We start from the raw sequence: 15,998 nt of genomic DNA on the forward strand, positions 1-15,998 counted from the left end.
ACCCGCACGCGCTCGGGCGCGGTCACTTCGCCGCGCGACGTCGCGCCGATGAACACCAGTACAATGGACGGCTACGCGATCCGCACGGCGGACCTGACGGCGCTACGCGCGAGTACTCTGCCGATCTCACAGCGCATTCCGGCCGGCCACGCGCCCGAGCCGTTGAAGCCCGGCACTGCGGCACGCATTTTCACCGGCGCCACCGTGCCGCCCGGCGCCGACGCCATCGTGATGCAAGAGCAAGCCGAAGCCGCGGGCGACGAGGTCACGATCCTGCACAACCCGCAGGCCGGCGAGTGGATCACGGCTCAGGGCGCGGACATCCGCAACGGCTCGGTCATTCTTCCGGCCGGCACGCGGCTCACGCCCCAGGCATTGGGACTCGCGGCCTCGGTCGGCTGCGCCGAGCTCGAGGTGCGGCGGCGCGTCAAGGTCGCCGTGTTCTTCACCGGCGACGAGCTGACCATGCCAGGCGAGCCGCTGAAGCCGGGTGCGATCTACAACTCGAACCGCTTCACCTTGCGCGGGCTGCTGGAAAAGCTCGGCTGCGAAGTCACCGACTACGGCATCGTTTCCGACAAGCTCGACGCGACCCGTGCGACGCTGCGCGAGGCCGCCGCGGCGCACGACCTGATCCTGACCTGCGGCGGCGTGTCGGTGGGCGAGGAGGATCACGTGAAGCCGGCCGTGGAGGCCGAAGGGCGCCTTGCGATGTGGCAGATCGCGATGAAGCCAGGCAAGCCGCTTGCCTTCGGCGTGGTACGCCGTGCCGCGGCGGGTGAGGACAGCGCGGCAGCGTTGGCGCCGGAAGCGGCGGAAACCTTTTTCATCGGCCTGCCGGGCAATCCGGTCTCCAGCTTCGCAACCTTCCTGCTGTTCGTGCGTCCGTTCGTCCTGCGCCTTGCCGGCGTGCAGACGGTCGCGCCGCGGGCGTTGTCGCTGCGGGCGGATTTCACCCAGAGCAAGGCGGACCGCCGCAATGAGTTTCTGCGGGCGCGGATCAATCCGGCGGGCGGCCTCGATCTGTTTCCGAATCAGAGCTCGGCCGTGCTGACCTCGACCGTATGGGGCGACGGCCTGATCGACAATCCGCCCAACCACGCGATCCAGGCGGGTGAGACCGTGCGTTTCATCCCTTTTTCCGAATTGCTGAACTGAGGCAGAAGCCGGCAACGGCTCCGGTATTCCGATGAAGATTCAACTCCGATATTTTGCGAGCGTGCGTGAAGCGCTCGATCTGGCCGACGAAACGGTCGAGCTGCCCGACGGCGTCGCGACCGTGGGCGACGTGCGCGCCTGGCTGCGCGTGCGCGGCGGGATCTGGGCCGAGACGCTGGCCGAAGGCCGCGCGCTGCGAATGGCCTGCAACCACGTGATGACTGGCGCCGGCACCCGGGTCACCGAGGGCTGTGAAGTCGCTTTCTTTCCGCCCGTCACCGGCGGCTGAGCCACAGCGCCTCCGCAGCGCCTCCACAGCACCGCTTAACCGCACAGGAGTTACTGATGCCCGTTCGCGTCCAGACCGAAGACTTCGACCTCACCGCGGAGGTCGCCGCGTTGCGCGCGCGCAATCCGAAGATCGGCGCAGTGGCCTGCTTTGTCGGCACCGTGCGCGATCTGAACGACGGCAGCGCGGTCGAGACGATGGAGCTCGAGCACTACCCCGGCATGACCGAGAAGTCGCTCGAAGCGATCATTGCGACGGCGCGCGAGCGCTGGGCGGGCATCGAGGTGCTGATCATCCATCGGGTCGGCAAGCTGTATCCGCTCGATCAGATCGTGTTGGTGGCGACGACGGCCGCGCATCGTGGGGACGCCTTCGCGTCGTGCGAATTCGTGATGGACTATCTGAAGAGCGAAGCGCCGTTCTGGAAGAAAGAGAAGACCGAGGCCGGAGAGCGCTGGGTCGACGCCCGTGTCACGGTCGACGCCGCGCTCGCCCGCTGGGGCATCGCGTCGGGCAATCGGACCGTGGACTAAGCGCGCCGGGTCAATCGTCGCGTGACTTGCCGATAATCCGCGTAGGGAAGGGCTCGCCGTTCGGGCGGGCCGCGAGGCCGGGTTCCTCGTCGCCCCCTTCGCCACCTTCGCCACCGTCGCGCGGACGACGTTTCGGTGCAACGCGCTCGAGCAGCGCCTGTTGTTCCGCCGGAATCTTGTAGTCCCAGCCGTAGCGGCTCAGTTGCAGGCTCTGGGCGATACGCAGCGCCGGTTCCATGAAGCGGACCGCCGCGGCGGGCTGATAGCGGGACTCGACGGTGTCCAGAAACAGGTACAGCCAGCGGCTGAAGTGCTGCGGCTCGATTCCTTCGAGCGGCTGGTGAGCCTGCTGCACGTTGCCGCGGTATTGCTTCGCGCCCAGCACGAGACTGCCCCAGAACGTGCACATCTTCGGCAGATGATCATCCCAACGGCCCGCCAGCGTTGCCTCGAAAACCGGGCCGAGCAGCGCATCGGTACGCACACGGTCGTAGAAGCCGTAGACCAGCGCGCGAATATTTTCTTCGGTGGGTTCGGCGGCGCGTTCGACAGCCGGCGCAGCGGGGAAGGAGGGGATCATGCCAATTCCGGAAAAATGCGGCTATTCATCGCGCATCGCCACATGGCGCCATAGAGCGTCAGAAATAGCCTTATTGCCTGAACAAATAGAAGGAAGTAGGCCGCGAATACCCTGCTTTTCGCATAAATGGACGGGCAAGGAAGCGCTACCATGGCTACCGAAAGACAACCACCGCCTGTCTGCGCAAAACTAGAAAATATGCGTGGCGCCCGCATCTTAGGGCGAAGAGACGGTTCACGGCAACCCTTGCATCGACGCGGTTATCTTGCGGATCGCGGCTTGCGCTTTTCGTGACACCTGCACTTATGAGACTCACCGACTATACGGATTACTCGCTACGGGTCCTGCTATACCTCGCCGTTCGGGGCGATGGATTATCGACGATCCAGGAGATCTCAGAGGCGTACGGCATTTCCCGGAATCATCTGATGAAAGTGGTGCAGCAGCTTGGCGAGCTGGGCTGGGTCAAGACCATCCGTGGCCGCAACGGCGGTCTGCAACTTGCCGAACATACCAGAGCGCTGACCGTCGGCGAGGTCGTGCGGGCGACGGAAAGCGACTTTGCTCTCGTGTCCTGTTTGCCGAACCAGCAAGGCGAGCGCCGCCCTGGTGTCATTACACCGCAGTGCCGTCTGCGTGGCGCGCTCGAAGCGGCGCGCGACGCCTGCCTTGTCGAACGCGGTCGCTACACGATTGGCGAGGTGGCCACGCCGCGGAGCCAGTTGGCTGCGCTGCTGGGCTTGGGCAATGTGATTCCGATCGTGCCAGCCGAGCCGGATGCGCTGGGTGTCGGCAGCGCCGCGCCGGTCTCCTGATACGCCAGGGCGGTTCTATCGCATCAAATGTCAAATAGTCGCAGCTGACGCAAAAAAACGCTTGAAACCTGGAGAAAATGCCTCATTTTGGTAGTAATTGAAATTGGAGGTCTCTTGATGAGAATCGACAAACTTACTACTAAATTCCAGGAAGCACTGGCGGACGCCCAGAGTCTGGCCGTCGGCCATGACAACCAATACATCGAACCGGTTCATGTCCTCTCGGCGCTTGTGGCCCAGCAGGACGGATCGGCGCGCTCGCTGCTCTCGCGTGCCGGCGTGCACGTCCAGGCGTTGCAAACGGCGCTCGGCGAGGCCATGACGCGTCTGCCGCAAGTGCAAGGCACCGACGGCAACGTGCAGATCGGCCGCGATCTGACCGGCCTGCTGAACCAGGCGGACAAGGAAGCGCAAAAACTCAACGACACGTTCATCGCAAGCGAGATGTTCCTGCTCGCCGTGGCGGACGACAAAGGCGAAGCCGGGCGTCTCGCGCGTCAGCACGGTCTGTCGCGCAAGTCGCTGGAAAGCGCGATTGCCGCGGTGCGTGGCGGCTCGAAAGTGCACAGCCAGGACGCCGAGAGCCAGCGTGAAGCGCTGAAGAAGTACACGGTCGATCTGACCGAGCGCGCGCGTGCCGGCAAGCTCGATCCGGTGATCGGCCGCGACGACGAAATCCGTCGCTCGATCCAGATCCTCCAGCGCCGCACCAAGAACAATCCGGTGCTGATCGGCGAGCCGGGTGTGGGCAAGACCGCGATCGTCGAAGGGCTCGCGCAGCGCATCGTCAACGGCGAGGTGCCGGAAACGCTCAAGGGCAAGCGCGTGCTGTCGCTCGACATGGCGGCGCTGCTCGCTGGCGCGAAGTATCGCGGCGAGTTCGAAGAGCGTCTGAAGGCCGTCTTGAACGACATTGCCAAGGACGAAGGCCAGACTATCGTCTTCATCGACGAAATTCACACCATGGTCGGCGCGGGCAAGGCCGAAGGCGCGATGGACGCGGGCAACATGCTCAAGCCGGCGCTCTCGCGCGGCGAGCTGCATTGCGTCGGCGCGACCACGCTCGACGAGTACCGCAAGTACATCGAAAAGGATGCCGCGCTCGAACGCCGCTTCCAGAAAGTGCTGGTCGACGAGCCGACGGTGGAAGCGACCATCGCGATCCTGCGCGGTCTGCAGGAAAAGTACGAGCTGCATCACGGCGTGGATATCACCGACCCGGCGATCGTCGCGGCGGCTGAACTGTCGCATCGCTACATTACCGATCGTTTCTTGCCGGATAAGGCCATCGACCTGATCGACGAAGCTGCTTCGAAGATCAAGATGGAAATCGACTCGAAGCCGGAGGAGATGGACCGGCTCGACCGTCGTCTGATCCAGCTGAAGATCGAGCGTGAAGCCGTCAAGAAGGAAAAGGACGAGGCCTCGCAAAAGCGTCTGCAATTGATCGAAGAAGAAATCGAGCGGCTGGATCGCGAGTATTCGGACCTCGAGGAAATCTGGACCGCGGAAAAGGCGGCGGTGCAGGGCAGTGCGCAACTGAAGGAAGAGATCGAGAAAACGCGTGCGGAAATCACGCGTCTGCAGCGTGAAGGCAAGCTGGAGAAGGTCGCCGAGTTGCAGTATGGCAAGCTGCCGGGGCTCGAAGCGCAACTGAAGGAAGTCACGAAAGCTGAAGCGAACGAGCAGAACAACCCGACGCGTCCGCGCTTGTTGCGCACGCAGGTGGGCGCCGAGGAAATCGCTGAGGTCGTGTCGCGTTCCACCGGCATTCCGGTCTCGCGCATGATGCAAGGCGAGCGCGAAAAGCTTCTGCAGATCGAAGAGAAGCTGCACGAGCGCGTGGTCGGTCAGGACGAGGCGATCAGCGCGGTGGCCGATGCGATCCGCCGCTCGCGCGCGGGCCTGTCGGATCCAAACCGGCCGTATGGTTCGTTCCTGTTCCTCGGCCCGACCGGTGTGGGCAAGACCGAACTGTGCAAGGCCCTGGCGTCGTTCCTGTTCGATTCGGAAGATCATCTGATCCGTATCGACATGAGCGAATTCATGGAGAAGCACAGCGTGGCGCGTTTGATCGGCGCGCCACCGGGATACGTCGGTTACGAAGAGGGCGGTTATCTGACCGAAGCCGTGCGCCGCAAGCCGTACAGCGTGATCCTGCTCGACGAAATCGAGAAGGCACATCCGGACGTGTTCAACGTGCTGCTGCAGGTGCTCGACGACGGCCGCATGACCGATGGCCAGGGCCGTACCGTGGACTTCAAGAACACGGTGATCGTGATGACCTCGAACCTCGGTTCGCAGGTGATCCAGTCGATGGTTGGCGAGCCACAGGAAGCGGTGAAGGACGCGGTCTGGGAAGAGGTCAAGCTGCACTTCCGGCCCGAGTTCCTGAACCGGATCGACGACGTGGTGGTGTTCCATGCGCTCGACCGCTCGAACATCCAGTCGATCGCGCGGATCCAGTTGCAGCGTCTGCACGAACGGCTGGCCCGCCTCGACATGCAACTGGTGGTGTCGGACGCGGCGCTCGAACACGTCGGCAAAGTTGGTTACGATCCGCTGTTCGGGGCGCGGCCGTTGAAGCGCGCAATCCAGCAGGAGATCGAGAACCCGGTCGCCAAGCTGATTCTGGCCGGCAAGTTCGGCCCGAAGGACGTGATTCCGGTCGAAGTGGAAGAAGGCAAGCTGGTGTTCGAACGCGTCGTGCACTAAGCAAAACGTGTTCGGCCAGGCACGGAACGGCGGTGGTCGAGCCGTTCCGGCCGATGTGAAAAAGCGGCAACGAAGGTTACTTCGTTGCCGCTTTTTTTGCCCGTTCTCTAATCAGGCTGGCAGACGAAGCCGCCCGCGGTGTTACGCGTTGCCCTTGCCGAACAGGGCGGACAGGCCACCAAGCGCACCCAGTACGCTCGAGGCGTTCAATTGACCTTCGGCCGGCACTTCACCATTGGGCGTTGCCGCGTTGACGACATGCGGCAGAATCTGTGAGAGCAGGCCGGTGACCTGATCCGGTTGCACGCCGGCTTTGGCGGCGAGGCTGCTCACGGCGTCCGAGCCGAGCACGCTGTGCAGGGCGTCGGGGGAAATCGCCTGATTTTCGCCGTTGCCGACCCACGACGACACGACGTCGCCGAGGCCCTTTTGCTTGAATTGGTCGATCAGCCCGTTCAGGCCGCCAGGCTGGTTATTGACGAATTCGAGTGCGGCTGCGACCAGGGCTTGCTGGCCGCCGCCGCCTTCAGGCGAATTGCCAAGCAGGGAACCGATAGTGTCGAGTAGGCTCATGACGGTCTCTCTTGAATGCCGACGCGTGCTTGACGGGTCGGCGGGTGAAAACGCCGCGCGGTTGCGCGGCGCTGTGGAAGGAGGGCAGGCGGAAGCGGGGTGAGGCTGATGCGTTCGCCGTGGGGTTCACGCGTGCATCATGGGTGCGTCACATTGCTTGCGCTCGCCCTTTCGTTTCGTACTCCATTCGTATGCGTGGTTCGGCTGCTCAAGCGCCGCCGGAAGCTGCTGCCGCCGAGGCGGCCTTGCTCTTCTTCGCTTTCTTCGATGCCTTGCTGCCGGACGCACCGGCCGGTGCGCTTGCCATGGCGGTGGTGGCTGCCGTGGCTGCCGTGGCCGCAGTGGCCGCAGTGGCCGGCATGGAAGCCGCTGCCGCTTCGGACGCCGCAGCCTTGCTCTTCTTCTTCGACTTCGACGCCTTCGCACCGGATGCGTCAGCCGGGGCCGCCGGCGTCATGGCCGTGGCGGTGGCCGGCGCCGCAGTGGCGGCGGCGGGCGCGGTTGCCGGTGCGGCCTTGGTGGTTGCGGTGCTGCCTGCCGTGGTAGCTGTCTTGGCGGCGGCTTTGGCGCCGGTCGGCGCCGTGGACGACCCGTTAACTGTCAGGCCAGCAGCTTCGAGGTTGGCGACCGATTTGGTGCCGAGACCCTTGACGCGCGTGGCGAGATCGTCAGCATCCTTGAACGGGCCATTCTTGGTGCGTTCGTCGATGATTGCTTTCGCATGGACCGGCCCGATACCCTTGACCGATTCGAGCGCAGCCTGATCGGCGGAATTCACTTCGACGGCCGCTGCAAATCCGGCCGACAGCGACAAAGCCAAAGCAACGCAAAGCATCAAAAGCTTCTTCAGCATGGCAAGCACTCCATTGAGGGCGAAAAAAGTTAGCCGCAAAGGGAAAATTCGGACGGCGCGTTCTGTCAGCAGGCGCTGCGCTTAAGGATAGAACAAATTGCGCGCCCTTATTTGTGAACGCGGACGATTTATACCGATCGATTCATGACAAGTAAATCGGTATGGACAATATTTAAACCTTTTGCCTGGTGATTAGCCGGTTATGTGTTTATCGACCCATACCGTGCGAGATAAAAAATAGCGCACACAAATGACAGCGTAACGCGCTTGACTTAGAGTGCACTCTAAGTCCTAACCTGTGTTTCGTCATGTCGAATATCTCCAGAACACTCACCATCGGGCAGGTTGCCGAGACGATCGGCGTCTCGACGCACACGCTGCGCTTCTACGAGCAGGCCGGGCTGATCCGCGCGGTCGGACGCACGCGGGCAGGGCATCGCCTGTATTCGCCGGCGGACCTCGACTGGCTGCGGTTCTTGATGCGGCTGAAGGCGACCGGCATGCCGATCGCCGGCATGCAGGCGTTCGCGGCGCTGCGTGCGCAAGGCGAGCCGACGTTGAGTGCGCGCCGCGACCTGCTGGCGGCGCATCGGGATGCGGTGTTGGCACGGATCGCCGAGTTGCAGGTCAATCTCGGCGCCATTGTCGACAAGATCGCGTTCTACGAAGCGGCCGTGGATCAGGCCGCCGCGCAGGAGCCCGCTGTGGAGACGCCGGCACGACAGATCGACGAAACCCAGCCACATTCACATTCGGAAAAGGACTCACCATGGACCACGCACAAGACCACCGCTACACCCGGGGCTGGAACAAGCTGAAGGAAATCGACGGCGCCGTCGGTGAACAGGTGATCGCCGCGCTTGCGCCGATCGCGCCGGATTTCGGCCGTCTGCTGATCGAGTTTGGCTTCGGCGACATTTATAGCCGGCCGCAACTCGATCTGCGCGCGCGTGAAATCGCGACGATTGCTTCGCTCGCGACGCTTGGCTGCGCTCAGCCGCAATTGAAGGTGCATATCGAGGCGGCGCTGAACGTCGGTTGCACGCGCGAGGAGATCGTCGAGGTATTCATGCAGATGGCCCTCTATGCAGGCTTTCCAGCGGCGTTGAACGCGCTGTTCGCGGCACGCGAGATTTTCGAACGTCATGACGAGGCGTCGAGGCAAGCGCTATTGGCGGCGCGCGAACTGGAAGCGGAGGCGCACGCGGCTTGATATCCGTGCGGCAGGCTAAGGCGGGGTAGGGCTAGCTACGCGGCTGCATTTCGCAGCCGCTTTTGCGAAAGGTGCAATGCAACTAACGGTCAAATATGGGCCGCGACGGCGATCTCGCGTGGGTGGTCTTGCATTAAGAGGTGTGGTTTCGCAGCGAGAGGGGCGACTTTCCAATCGTCATGTGGCGTCACCGCCCCTCCAGTCAAACCGCCGAATCCACCTGAAGCGCGGCATCGGCATGCAAATACCGCCGGCTAATCCCCCGCCAGTACATCAGCAAGCCAATGCCAGCAAACGCCAGACTGACTGTATTCGCGACCCAGAAGCCGCGCGCGCCGACCAGCCACGCCGGCGTCAAGCCGGTCACATTGAAGCCGAGCACATAGCCGCCGCCGAGTCCCACGCCCCACAGCGCGATCGCGTAAATGACGGTCGGCACCACCGCCACCTTGTAGGCGCGCAGCACGAACGCGGTGGTGATCTGCAGGGCGTCGAACACGTGATAGCAGGCGACGATCAACGCCAGCGGCAGCGCCGCCGCCGCCACTTGCGCATCCGGCGTATAGCCTTCGATGATGAGCGGCCGCAGCACCAGCACGATCGCGCCATAACAGCAGGCGATCGCCACGGCCATCATGATGCCGTGACGTGACAGCGTGCGCGCCGCTTCCGGACGATGCGCGCCGAGCGCCTGCGCGACCAGCGTCGACGAGGCGATGCCGATCGACAACGGCGTCATATACAGCACCGCGCCGATGTTGCCAGCGATCTGATGACCCGCGAGCGAAGTGGTGCCGAAGCGCGAGATGAAGAGCGCCATGAACGTGTACGACGTGACTTCGATCAGATACGACAGGCCCATCGGAATACCCAGGCGCAACTGTGCCGCCTGACGCCGCCAGACCGGCCAGCAGAAGTGCTCGAAGATGGCGAAGGGCTTGAACAGGTCGATGCGTGTGAGCAGCAGCATGCCGACGACCGCGAGCCCCCAGTTGATCAGGGTGCTGGCGAGTGCACAGCCAGGACCGCCGAGCGCCGGCACGCCGAATCCGCCGAAGATGAACCACGTATTGAGCGGCATCTTGAGGAGCAGCGCGCCGACCTGCAGGAACATCACGAGTCGCGGTTTGCCGACTGCATTGGCAATCGAACTATAGATGCGGAAGGTGAGGCCGGCAGGCAGGCCAAAGGCCAGAATCCGCAGATAGGACACCGTGCGCTCATGCAGCGCGTCGGGCACCCGCGCCAGTTGCAGCAAGTGGCCCGGGAAAAACAGAATCAGGAAGCCGATCACGGTCAGCGCCAGCGCGAGCCACAAGGACTGGCGCACTTCCTCGCCGATCTCGCGGTAGCGGCGCGCGCCGTAGAGCTGCGCGGTAATCGGTTGCAGCGCGGTCAGAATGCCGGTCAGACCGATGTAGACGGAGATATAGATCGACGAGCCAAGGCCGAGCGCGGCCAGGTCGACGGCCGAATAGCGCCCGACCATGGCCGTGTCGATCACGCCGAAGGCGATGATCGCCAGCTGACCGATCAATACCGGCCAGGCGAGGCCGGCGATTTTCCGGACGTCGGTGAACATGGTCAATTGGACTGCTTGTACCAGCCGCGGCGTTTAACCACCGGCGGCTTCGGACGGTCGATGCGCACGTAAAGGCGGAATCGCTCGTCCCGGTCGGCCACGCGGCGGCCTTCCCACACGAGCTTCCAGGCGTAGTCGGGCATCGAGCTCGGATCGCCGTAGTCTTGCGTGTCCTGACGCAGAATCACGTCGCAGTCCTGGTCGAACGCGAAGTGCATGTCGCCGAAATACGCGAAGGTCGCGATCTGCGCGTTGCCGAGGCGCACCGGCGCAATGCAGGTGTAGTCGTCCGGCAGATGGGCCGCGATCTTTTCGGCGACGTCCTTGTAAGTCCGGCTGTAGTTGACGACCGGCAGCCACAGCGTCATCAGCAGCACCCACATCAGGGTGGTGCCGGCGCTCGAGAGCACCACGCTGCGCCACAGGACTTTCGGATGGCGTGCGAGACGCCACTGCACCAGCACGAACCAGCAGACCGTGACGGCGACCGCGCACACGAACGACAGGATCTTGAACTGCGGCGCGAACCCCGGCGCGAGACGCGCGAGGTTGCGTGCCAGCGGATGCGGGAAGCCGGTCAGGCCGGCAACGTATACCAGCCAGACGAAGCTGCCGAGAATCGTGAAGCTCAGGAGCGCGAACCAGTCGATCGCGTTGATCGCGCCGCGCTTGAGGGTGGGCAGCGCAAACGTGGCCAGCACCGCGAGCGGCGGCAGCAGCAGCATGTAAAGCCGGTTCGACTGATGGCTTTGCAGGATGACCAGCACCAGCAACGGCCCGATCACCGACAGCGGAATCGCCACGTGTGGCGCGCGCCGCAGACCCGACCAGCTAAACCAGGCCCAGAGTGCCAGTGGCCAGGCCGGCCACGTGAAGAGCGGCAGGTTTTTCAGCGCGTAGGCGGCCACCGAGCCGGGCGGTCCGGCGAACGAACTCAGGCTGACGTGCAACCATTGATTCAGGTACCAGACGGCGTCGTCGGGATAGGTGGCGAGCGCGGCGACCGGCCACGCCACCGCCAGCGTGAGCGCGACCGGCAGGCCCGCCAGCAGCAGCCAGCGGCAGCGCGTCTCGCGCACGATCAGCGTCATCGCCAGGGTGCCGAGCAGTAGCGCGCCGACCAGCACGGGGCTGCTCGCCAGGGTGACGAGTCCGATGGCGCACCCCCAGATCAACGCGCCTTGAATCGGTTTGTCGATCATGCGCACGAGACCATACACGAGCATGGCGATGCCGAAGAACTGCGCCAGCTGTGGAGTGGTTTCGTGGCCCCGTTCAGCCAGGCCGAAGCAGGCGAGCAGGATCAGCAGCGCGCCGTCGGCGAGCGTGCGGCCGTAGTCGCGCGGTTCCGGCTCGCCGCCGAAAGCGTATTTGAACGGTTGGACCTCGGCGCGGCGGCCGAGCAGGTAGGCGGCATACCAGACGAAGGCGCAGCCCGCGCAAAACAGCAGGCCAGTGAAGACGCGAGAGGCGTTGCTCGCATCGACCCACGGCGCGAGTACGCGGATTGCGCTGGCGCCGAACCAGTAGCCGAGCGGGCCGTCTTCGGTGAGGTATTTGCCGACCAGATTCGGCAGAAGCCAGTCGTGGGCGCCGCCGTTCGCCATGGTCCACATGACGCCAAAGCCGGCCGCGTCCTCGTTCTTCCACGGATCGCGGCCGAATAGCCCGAACGACGCGTAGACGATACAGATAGTCAGCAGCAGCCAGCGCGGTAGCGCACTGGTCGCGGAAGCAGTGAGGCGAACGGCAGGTCTCATGCGGTGTGTGGATATTGGATAAGCGATGCAACCTGGGCCGGGCGGCCTGTCCGGCTGGAATGGCCAGGCAGGAGCATCCGGCATTGTAGTCGTGCCGTGCGATGCGCGTCACGGCCGGTAATGGCTTGCAACGTCGTAGATGAAGCGGTAACACTTGTCGCGAAAAGGCAGTGCGCCCGGGAGCTTATGTCTTTCCGGCGCATGACGCCAATCAGCGAGGCGACAAAAAAGGGCAGCTCGCGCTGCCCTTTTTCACTGCGGCTTCGTTGCGGGCACCGGCCGGCAACGAGGCGGGTATTACTTCGCTGCTGCCTTGCCGGTAGCGCGCGAGCCGAACTTGTTGCGGAACTTCTCGACGCGGCCTGCCGTGTCCATGATCTTTTGCTGGCCGGTGTAGAACGGATGCGATTCCGACGACACTTCGATCTTGGCGAGCGGGTAGGTCTTGCCGTTGAATTCGGCGGTTTCACGCGTCTGGATGGTCGAGCGCGTCACAAACTTGAAGTCGTTCGACACGTCGATGAACAGAACTTCGCGGTAATCCGGGTGAATGCCTTCTTTCATGGTCTTTCCTTTAATCTGGCGGTAGCCAACCCGCGTGCAGCCGCTTTTGAGCGCGGACCGCATCTTGGCGCGAGCCACTTGCCTAGGGTCGAAAAACGGCGATTATGCCAGAAAATCAGTCGCTTGACGACTATTCTGCGGGCTTTTTGCTGGCGGAGCGCGGTGTTCAGGCGGTTTGCGCGTCGCCGCGCGGATTGCCGGCCGGCTGGAGGAAACCCTTGTCCAGTGGGCATTGAGCTTCAACCCACGCGTCAGTCCGGGCATTTATCCAGGCATTAATCCGGCGTGAACTGCACGCCGACTCGCGCCGGATCCTGCCGGTAATAGCGCGCCAGCAGCCGGTACAGCTCCGGATACTCCGCTTCGAACTCATGCGGTTTGACGAACAGCGCCTCGCTGCAAACGGCAAAAAATTCCGATGGATGGTCCGCCGCGTAAGGGTCGATCAGCGAGTCGCGCTCGAATCGCGCCCAGCGGCGCTCCGGCACCGCGTCGACTTTGGCGCAGAAGTGGTCGTAGGCATGGTCGAACACGTCCGCCCACGCCTGCGAATCGAGCGGCGCGTGCCAGCGGCGCATCAGCGGCGGGTGGCCGTCGGCATCGCCATTTTGCATGTCGATTTTGTGCGCGAATTCGTGAATCACGACGTTGTAGGCATCCGTGCCGTCTGTCATCTGGGCGTCTTCCCACGACAACACCACGGGCCCGCCTTCCCACGCTTCGCCGCTCGCGTCCTGTTCGACCTCGTGCACCACGCCGTCCTCGTCCTCGACGGTTTTGCGGATCACGAATTCGCCCGGATAGACGATCACCCCGACCCATCCGCGATACAGGTCGAGGCTCAGGTTCAGCACCGGGAGGCACGCCTGGGCAGCGATCGCCACGGTCATCGCATCGGTCAGCTCGAGCTCGTGTGCGGTCGAGAATTCTTTTTGCGCGATGAACAGGCTCGTAAGCTCGCGCAAGCGCACGAGATCCGCCGCTTCGAGATGGGCGAGGAACGGCAGGCCGTCGAGCGTGGCTTGCCAAAGGGCGTCGTCGATAGCGTAGTCGCGCAGCGCGCGGTCGCGGCGGCGCGTGCCCAGCCATTGAGTGAGTTTCGAAAGCATGACCTGATGAAACCCCTAGTCGATCTGTTTCTGCCACGCGGCGAACACGCCGCCGCATATCGCCACGCCGGCCAGAAAGTAGAAGCCGTCCAGCGAGGCCAGAAAGCTGGCCTGCTGCGCCACCGTCCGGCTGATTTCCACGATCGCAAGCGAATGCGCTTCAGCCGCTGAGCGGCCGGCGGCGGCAAAGCCTCGCGTCAGCGTGGCGAGCGAGTTCTGAAATAACGGATTGTACGGATTCACGAACTCCGCGAGGCGAGTTTCATGCAGCGCCTGCCGATGCTGTTCGACGATGATCACCGAAGCCGTCGCGAAGGAGATCGTGAGTTGCCGCACGATATTTTTCAGCCGGTAGCCGTGCGTGAATTCTTCGATGGCGAAGATTCTGAACGTCAGATTCGCCACCGGCAGCACGATGAACAGCAACAGCAGGCCGCGCAGCAGCAGCGGCGTGATCAGCGCCGCTTCGCTGACGTTCGGCGGCATGCGCGTCATCCACATCGCCGCGAAGGCGGCCACCGCGAATCCCGGCACGATGACCCACTTCTTGCGCGGCAGCAGCTTCGCGTAACGCAGATAGATGAACAGCGCGCTGGCGGAAATCAGCGACGTTACGCCGACCAGCCGTCCCGTGTTTTCGACCGGATAACCGAGGCCGCCTTCGAGAAGGCGGGAGATCAGATAACTGAACGCGGTCGAGATGTAGTAATAGAACATGTACAACACGAGCCCGGACTGGAAGACCTTTTCGCGCAGCGCATGCAGGCGCACGAGCGGCGCGGGATGATGCCACTGGTGATAGACGAACCAGCCGAGCGCGACGATGCCGGCGGCGGTGAGCAGAATGAGTTCGGGCGACGTGCTGAACAACTGGAAGCGCACCTGTTGCATCACGATTTGCAGCGCGCCTTGCGCGAACGCGAAGATGAGGTACGGCCAGAAATGCGCGGAGCCGCGTTCTTCGGGCAGGCGGTTGCCGGTGTTGGGCAATGCGAGCAGCGCCAGCACGGCGAACAAAACGCCCACGGGCGCCGTGCAGGCGAACAGGGCGCGCCAGTCGAAATGCGCGACCAACTGGCCGCCGATGAGTGGCGCGAGCGCGCTGCCAAGGAGGATCAGCACCAGGAATGCGCGAGTGGCCGCCGGCCGCTGCTGCGGGGTGAAACTCATCTGGATCAGGATGCGGCACGTGCCCATCATCGGGCCGATAAAGTAGCCTTGAAAGCCGCGTGCGAAAGCGAGCTCGATCGACGATTCACACAGTGCGGCGGCCGCGGCGCCGGCGGCATAGAGCAGCATGCAGCCGGCCACATAGCGCCGGTAGCCGAAGCGCTCGACCCACCACTGCTGCTGCAGGATGCCCAGCACCGCGGCTATCGCGTAGGCGCTCGAGGCCCACACCAGTTCATCAGGTGACGCGTTGACGCCGCCGGCAATGTAGCTCGTGAAAAACGAGAAGATCGAATTGTCGAAATAGTCGAGGCCGGTGACGACGGCCAGCACCCAGGGGAAAAAATCGCCGCGCAGTTTGTCGACGCTGAACAACGGTACGCGAGGCGACGCAGCGCTCATGACGATTCGCCCGGCGTGGATTCGCCCGGCGTGGACTCGCCCGGTTTTTTGACGCGTTTCGCAGTCGGCTGGTTGCCTGCGCTGGCGCTTGCATTGGCGCGGGCGTTGCGGCGTTGCTCGAGCAGGGCCTCGGCGTTTTCGCCGGCGAGGCGCCGCTGGAGATAGTCGAGGTCAGGACTCAGTTCGGCGCGCAGTTTCTGCGCTTCCTTGAGTTCGCGGCGCATGCTTTCTATGCGGGCGTCGAGTGCTTCGACCTGTTGCGCGATGGCGTCGTGAATCTGCTGCAGCGAATCAGTCGAGTAGCGATGGCTGCCGTTGACCGATTCGAGCGGCCGCTTGAGCATTTCGGTGATGCCGTGCAGCGAGAACCCCAGCGAGCGCAAGCGCAAAATACGGCCGAAGCGGTTCAGGTCTTCCTCGTCGTAGAGCCGGTAGCGGCCTTCGCTGCGGGCGGGCGAGACAAGGCCGCGTTCCTCGTAGTACTTCAAGGTGCGCGGCGTGACGCCGAGGCGTTCGGCGGCGTCGCGCACCGTCAGCAGGGCGGGCGAGTCCTTCGACATAGGGGGGGAGTCCTGACGGAAAGACTGCATTATATCTAAACGTGTACGTTCACGTACATGTTGGTGCGGCGGGAAAGGTGGTCAGGCGAAAACCGAGGGATGAACTTGACCTGCGCGGCGTG

At 63.6% G+C, this 15,998-nt stretch carries 15 protein-coding genes and 1 pseudogene; 7 read left to right on the forward strand and 9 right to left on the reverse strand.

Annotated features, from left to right (window positions below):
* The 3 genes from A6V37_RS28480 to A6V37_RS28490 form a co-directional block, all read left to right on the forward strand.
* The coding region (locus A6V37_RS28480) for a molybdopterin molybdotransferase MoeA (protein WP_064286548.1) at nt 1–1,158 on the forward strand (1,158 nt) is incomplete at its 5' end.
* A 31-nt stretch (nt 1,159–1,189) separates the two neighbouring features.
* Complete coding sequence (gene moaD, locus A6V37_RS28485) at nt 1,190–1,447, forward strand: molybdopterin converting factor subunit 1 (protein ID WP_064269906.1); 258 nt, start codon at nt 1,190–1,192, stop codon at nt 1,445–1,447.
* Between the two features lie 56 nt (nt 1,448–1,503).
* Nucleotides 1,504–1,980 carry a molybdenum cofactor biosynthesis protein MoaE gene (locus tag A6V37_RS28490; RefSeq protein WP_064286549.1) on the forward strand — a complete coding sequence of 159 codons (477 nt, stop codon included), beginning with the start codon at nt 1,504–1,506 and terminating at the stop codon, nt 1,978–1,980.
* Nucleotides 1,981–1,990: 10 nt separating this feature from the next.
* Here A6V37_RS28490 and A6V37_RS28495 read toward each other — a convergent pair whose 3' ends face one another.
* A complete protein-coding gene (locus tag A6V37_RS28495; protein WP_064269908.1) occupies nt 1,991–2,560 on the reverse strand; it encodes a group III truncated hemoglobin in 570 nt (189 codons plus the stop codon).
* A gap of 305 nt (nt 2,561–2,865) precedes the next feature.
* Between A6V37_RS28495 and A6V37_RS28500 the strand changes: the two genes are divergently transcribed.
* On the forward strand, nt 2,866–3,375 hold the full coding sequence (locus tag A6V37_RS28500) for an Rrf2 family transcriptional regulator (protein WP_064286550.1): 510 nt from the start codon (nt 2,866–2,868) through the stop codon (nt 3,373–3,375).
* A gap of 117 nt (nt 3,376–3,492) precedes the next feature.
* Nucleotides 3,493–6,090, forward strand: coding sequence for an ATP-dependent chaperone ClpB (gene clpB / locus A6V37_RS28505; RefSeq protein WP_064286551.1), 2,598 nt, complete (start codon nt 3,493–3,495; stop codon nt 6,088–6,090).
* Between the two features lie 141 nt (nt 6,091–6,231).
* On the opposite strand, the pseudogene A6V37_RS28510 reads toward clpB, so the two are convergent.
* Nucleotides 6,232–6,690: pseudogene (locus A6V37_RS28510) on the reverse strand (YidB family protein); the annotation flags it as partial.
* A gap of 181 nt (nt 6,691–6,871) precedes the next feature.
* Nucleotides 6,872–7,516: a ComEA family DNA-binding protein gene (locus A6V37_RS28515; RefSeq protein WP_064269912.1), complete on the reverse strand. Its 645-nt coding sequence runs from the start codon at nt 7,514–7,516 to the stop codon at nt 6,872–6,874.
* A 308-nt stretch (nt 7,517–7,824) separates the two neighbouring features.
* On the opposite strand from A6V37_RS28515, the gene A6V37_RS28520 reads away from it, so the two are divergent.
* Entirely contained in the window at nt 7,825–8,334 is a 510-nt protein-coding gene (locus tag A6V37_RS28520) for a MerR family transcriptional regulator (protein WP_064269913.1), read from the forward strand.
* A complete protein-coding gene (locus A6V37_RS28525; RefSeq protein ID WP_064269914.1) occupies nt 8,286–8,729 on the forward strand; it encodes a carboxymuconolactone decarboxylase family protein in 444 nt (147 codons plus the stop codon). The genes A6V37_RS28520 and A6V37_RS28525 overlap by 49 nt, the downstream gene beginning before the upstream one ends.
* 202 nt (nt 8,730–8,931) lie before the next feature.
* Here A6V37_RS28525 and A6V37_RS28530 read toward each other — a convergent pair whose 3' ends face one another.
* The 6 genes from A6V37_RS28530 to A6V37_RS28555 all read right to left on the reverse strand — a co-directional run bounded on the left by A6V37_RS28530 (nt 8,932) and on the right by A6V37_RS28555 (nt 15,876).
* Nucleotides 8,932–10,311 carry an MATE family efflux transporter gene (locus A6V37_RS28530; protein WP_064269915.1) on the reverse strand — a complete coding sequence of 460 codons (1,380 nt, stop codon included), beginning with the start codon at nt 10,309–10,311 and terminating at the stop codon, nt 8,932–8,934.
* Nucleotides 10,312–10,313: 2 nt separating this feature from the next.
* On the reverse strand, nt 10,314–12,071 hold the full coding sequence (locus A6V37_RS28535; RefSeq protein WP_064269916.1) for an ArnT family glycosyltransferase: 1,758 nt from the start codon (nt 12,069–12,071) through the stop codon (nt 10,314–10,316).
* A 297-nt stretch (nt 12,072–12,368) separates the two neighbouring features.
* Nucleotides 12,369–12,635 carry a type B 50S ribosomal protein L31 gene (locus A6V37_RS28540; RefSeq protein ID WP_064269917.1) on the reverse strand — a complete coding sequence of 89 codons (267 nt, stop codon included), beginning with the start codon at nt 12,633–12,635 and terminating at the stop codon, nt 12,369–12,371.
* 275 nt (nt 12,636–12,910) lie between these two features.
* Complete coding sequence (locus A6V37_RS28545; protein ID WP_064269918.1) at nt 12,911–13,744, reverse strand: M90 family metallopeptidase; 834 nt, start codon at nt 13,742–13,744, stop codon at nt 12,911–12,913.
* Nucleotides 13,745–13,759: 15 nt separating this feature from the next.
* Nucleotides 13,760–15,316 (reverse strand): MFS transporter, encoded by a 1,557-nt coding sequence (locus tag A6V37_RS28550; RefSeq protein ID WP_064286552.1) that lies wholly within the window; start codon nt 15,314–15,316, stop codon nt 13,760–13,762.
* Nucleotides 15,313–15,876, reverse strand: coding sequence for a MerR family transcriptional regulator (locus A6V37_RS28555; RefSeq protein ID WP_064286554.1), 564 nt, complete (start codon nt 15,874–15,876; stop codon nt 15,313–15,315). Before A6V37_RS28555 ends, A6V37_RS28550 begins: the two co-directional genes overlap by 4 nt.
* Nucleotides 15,877–15,998 lie beyond the last annotated feature (122 nt).

The sequence above is a fragment of the Paraburkholderia ginsengiterrae genome (genome assembly GCF_001645125.1).
GTDB lineage: Bacteria > Pseudomonadota > Gammaproteobacteria > Burkholderiales > Burkholderiaceae > Paraburkholderia > Paraburkholderia ginsengiterrae.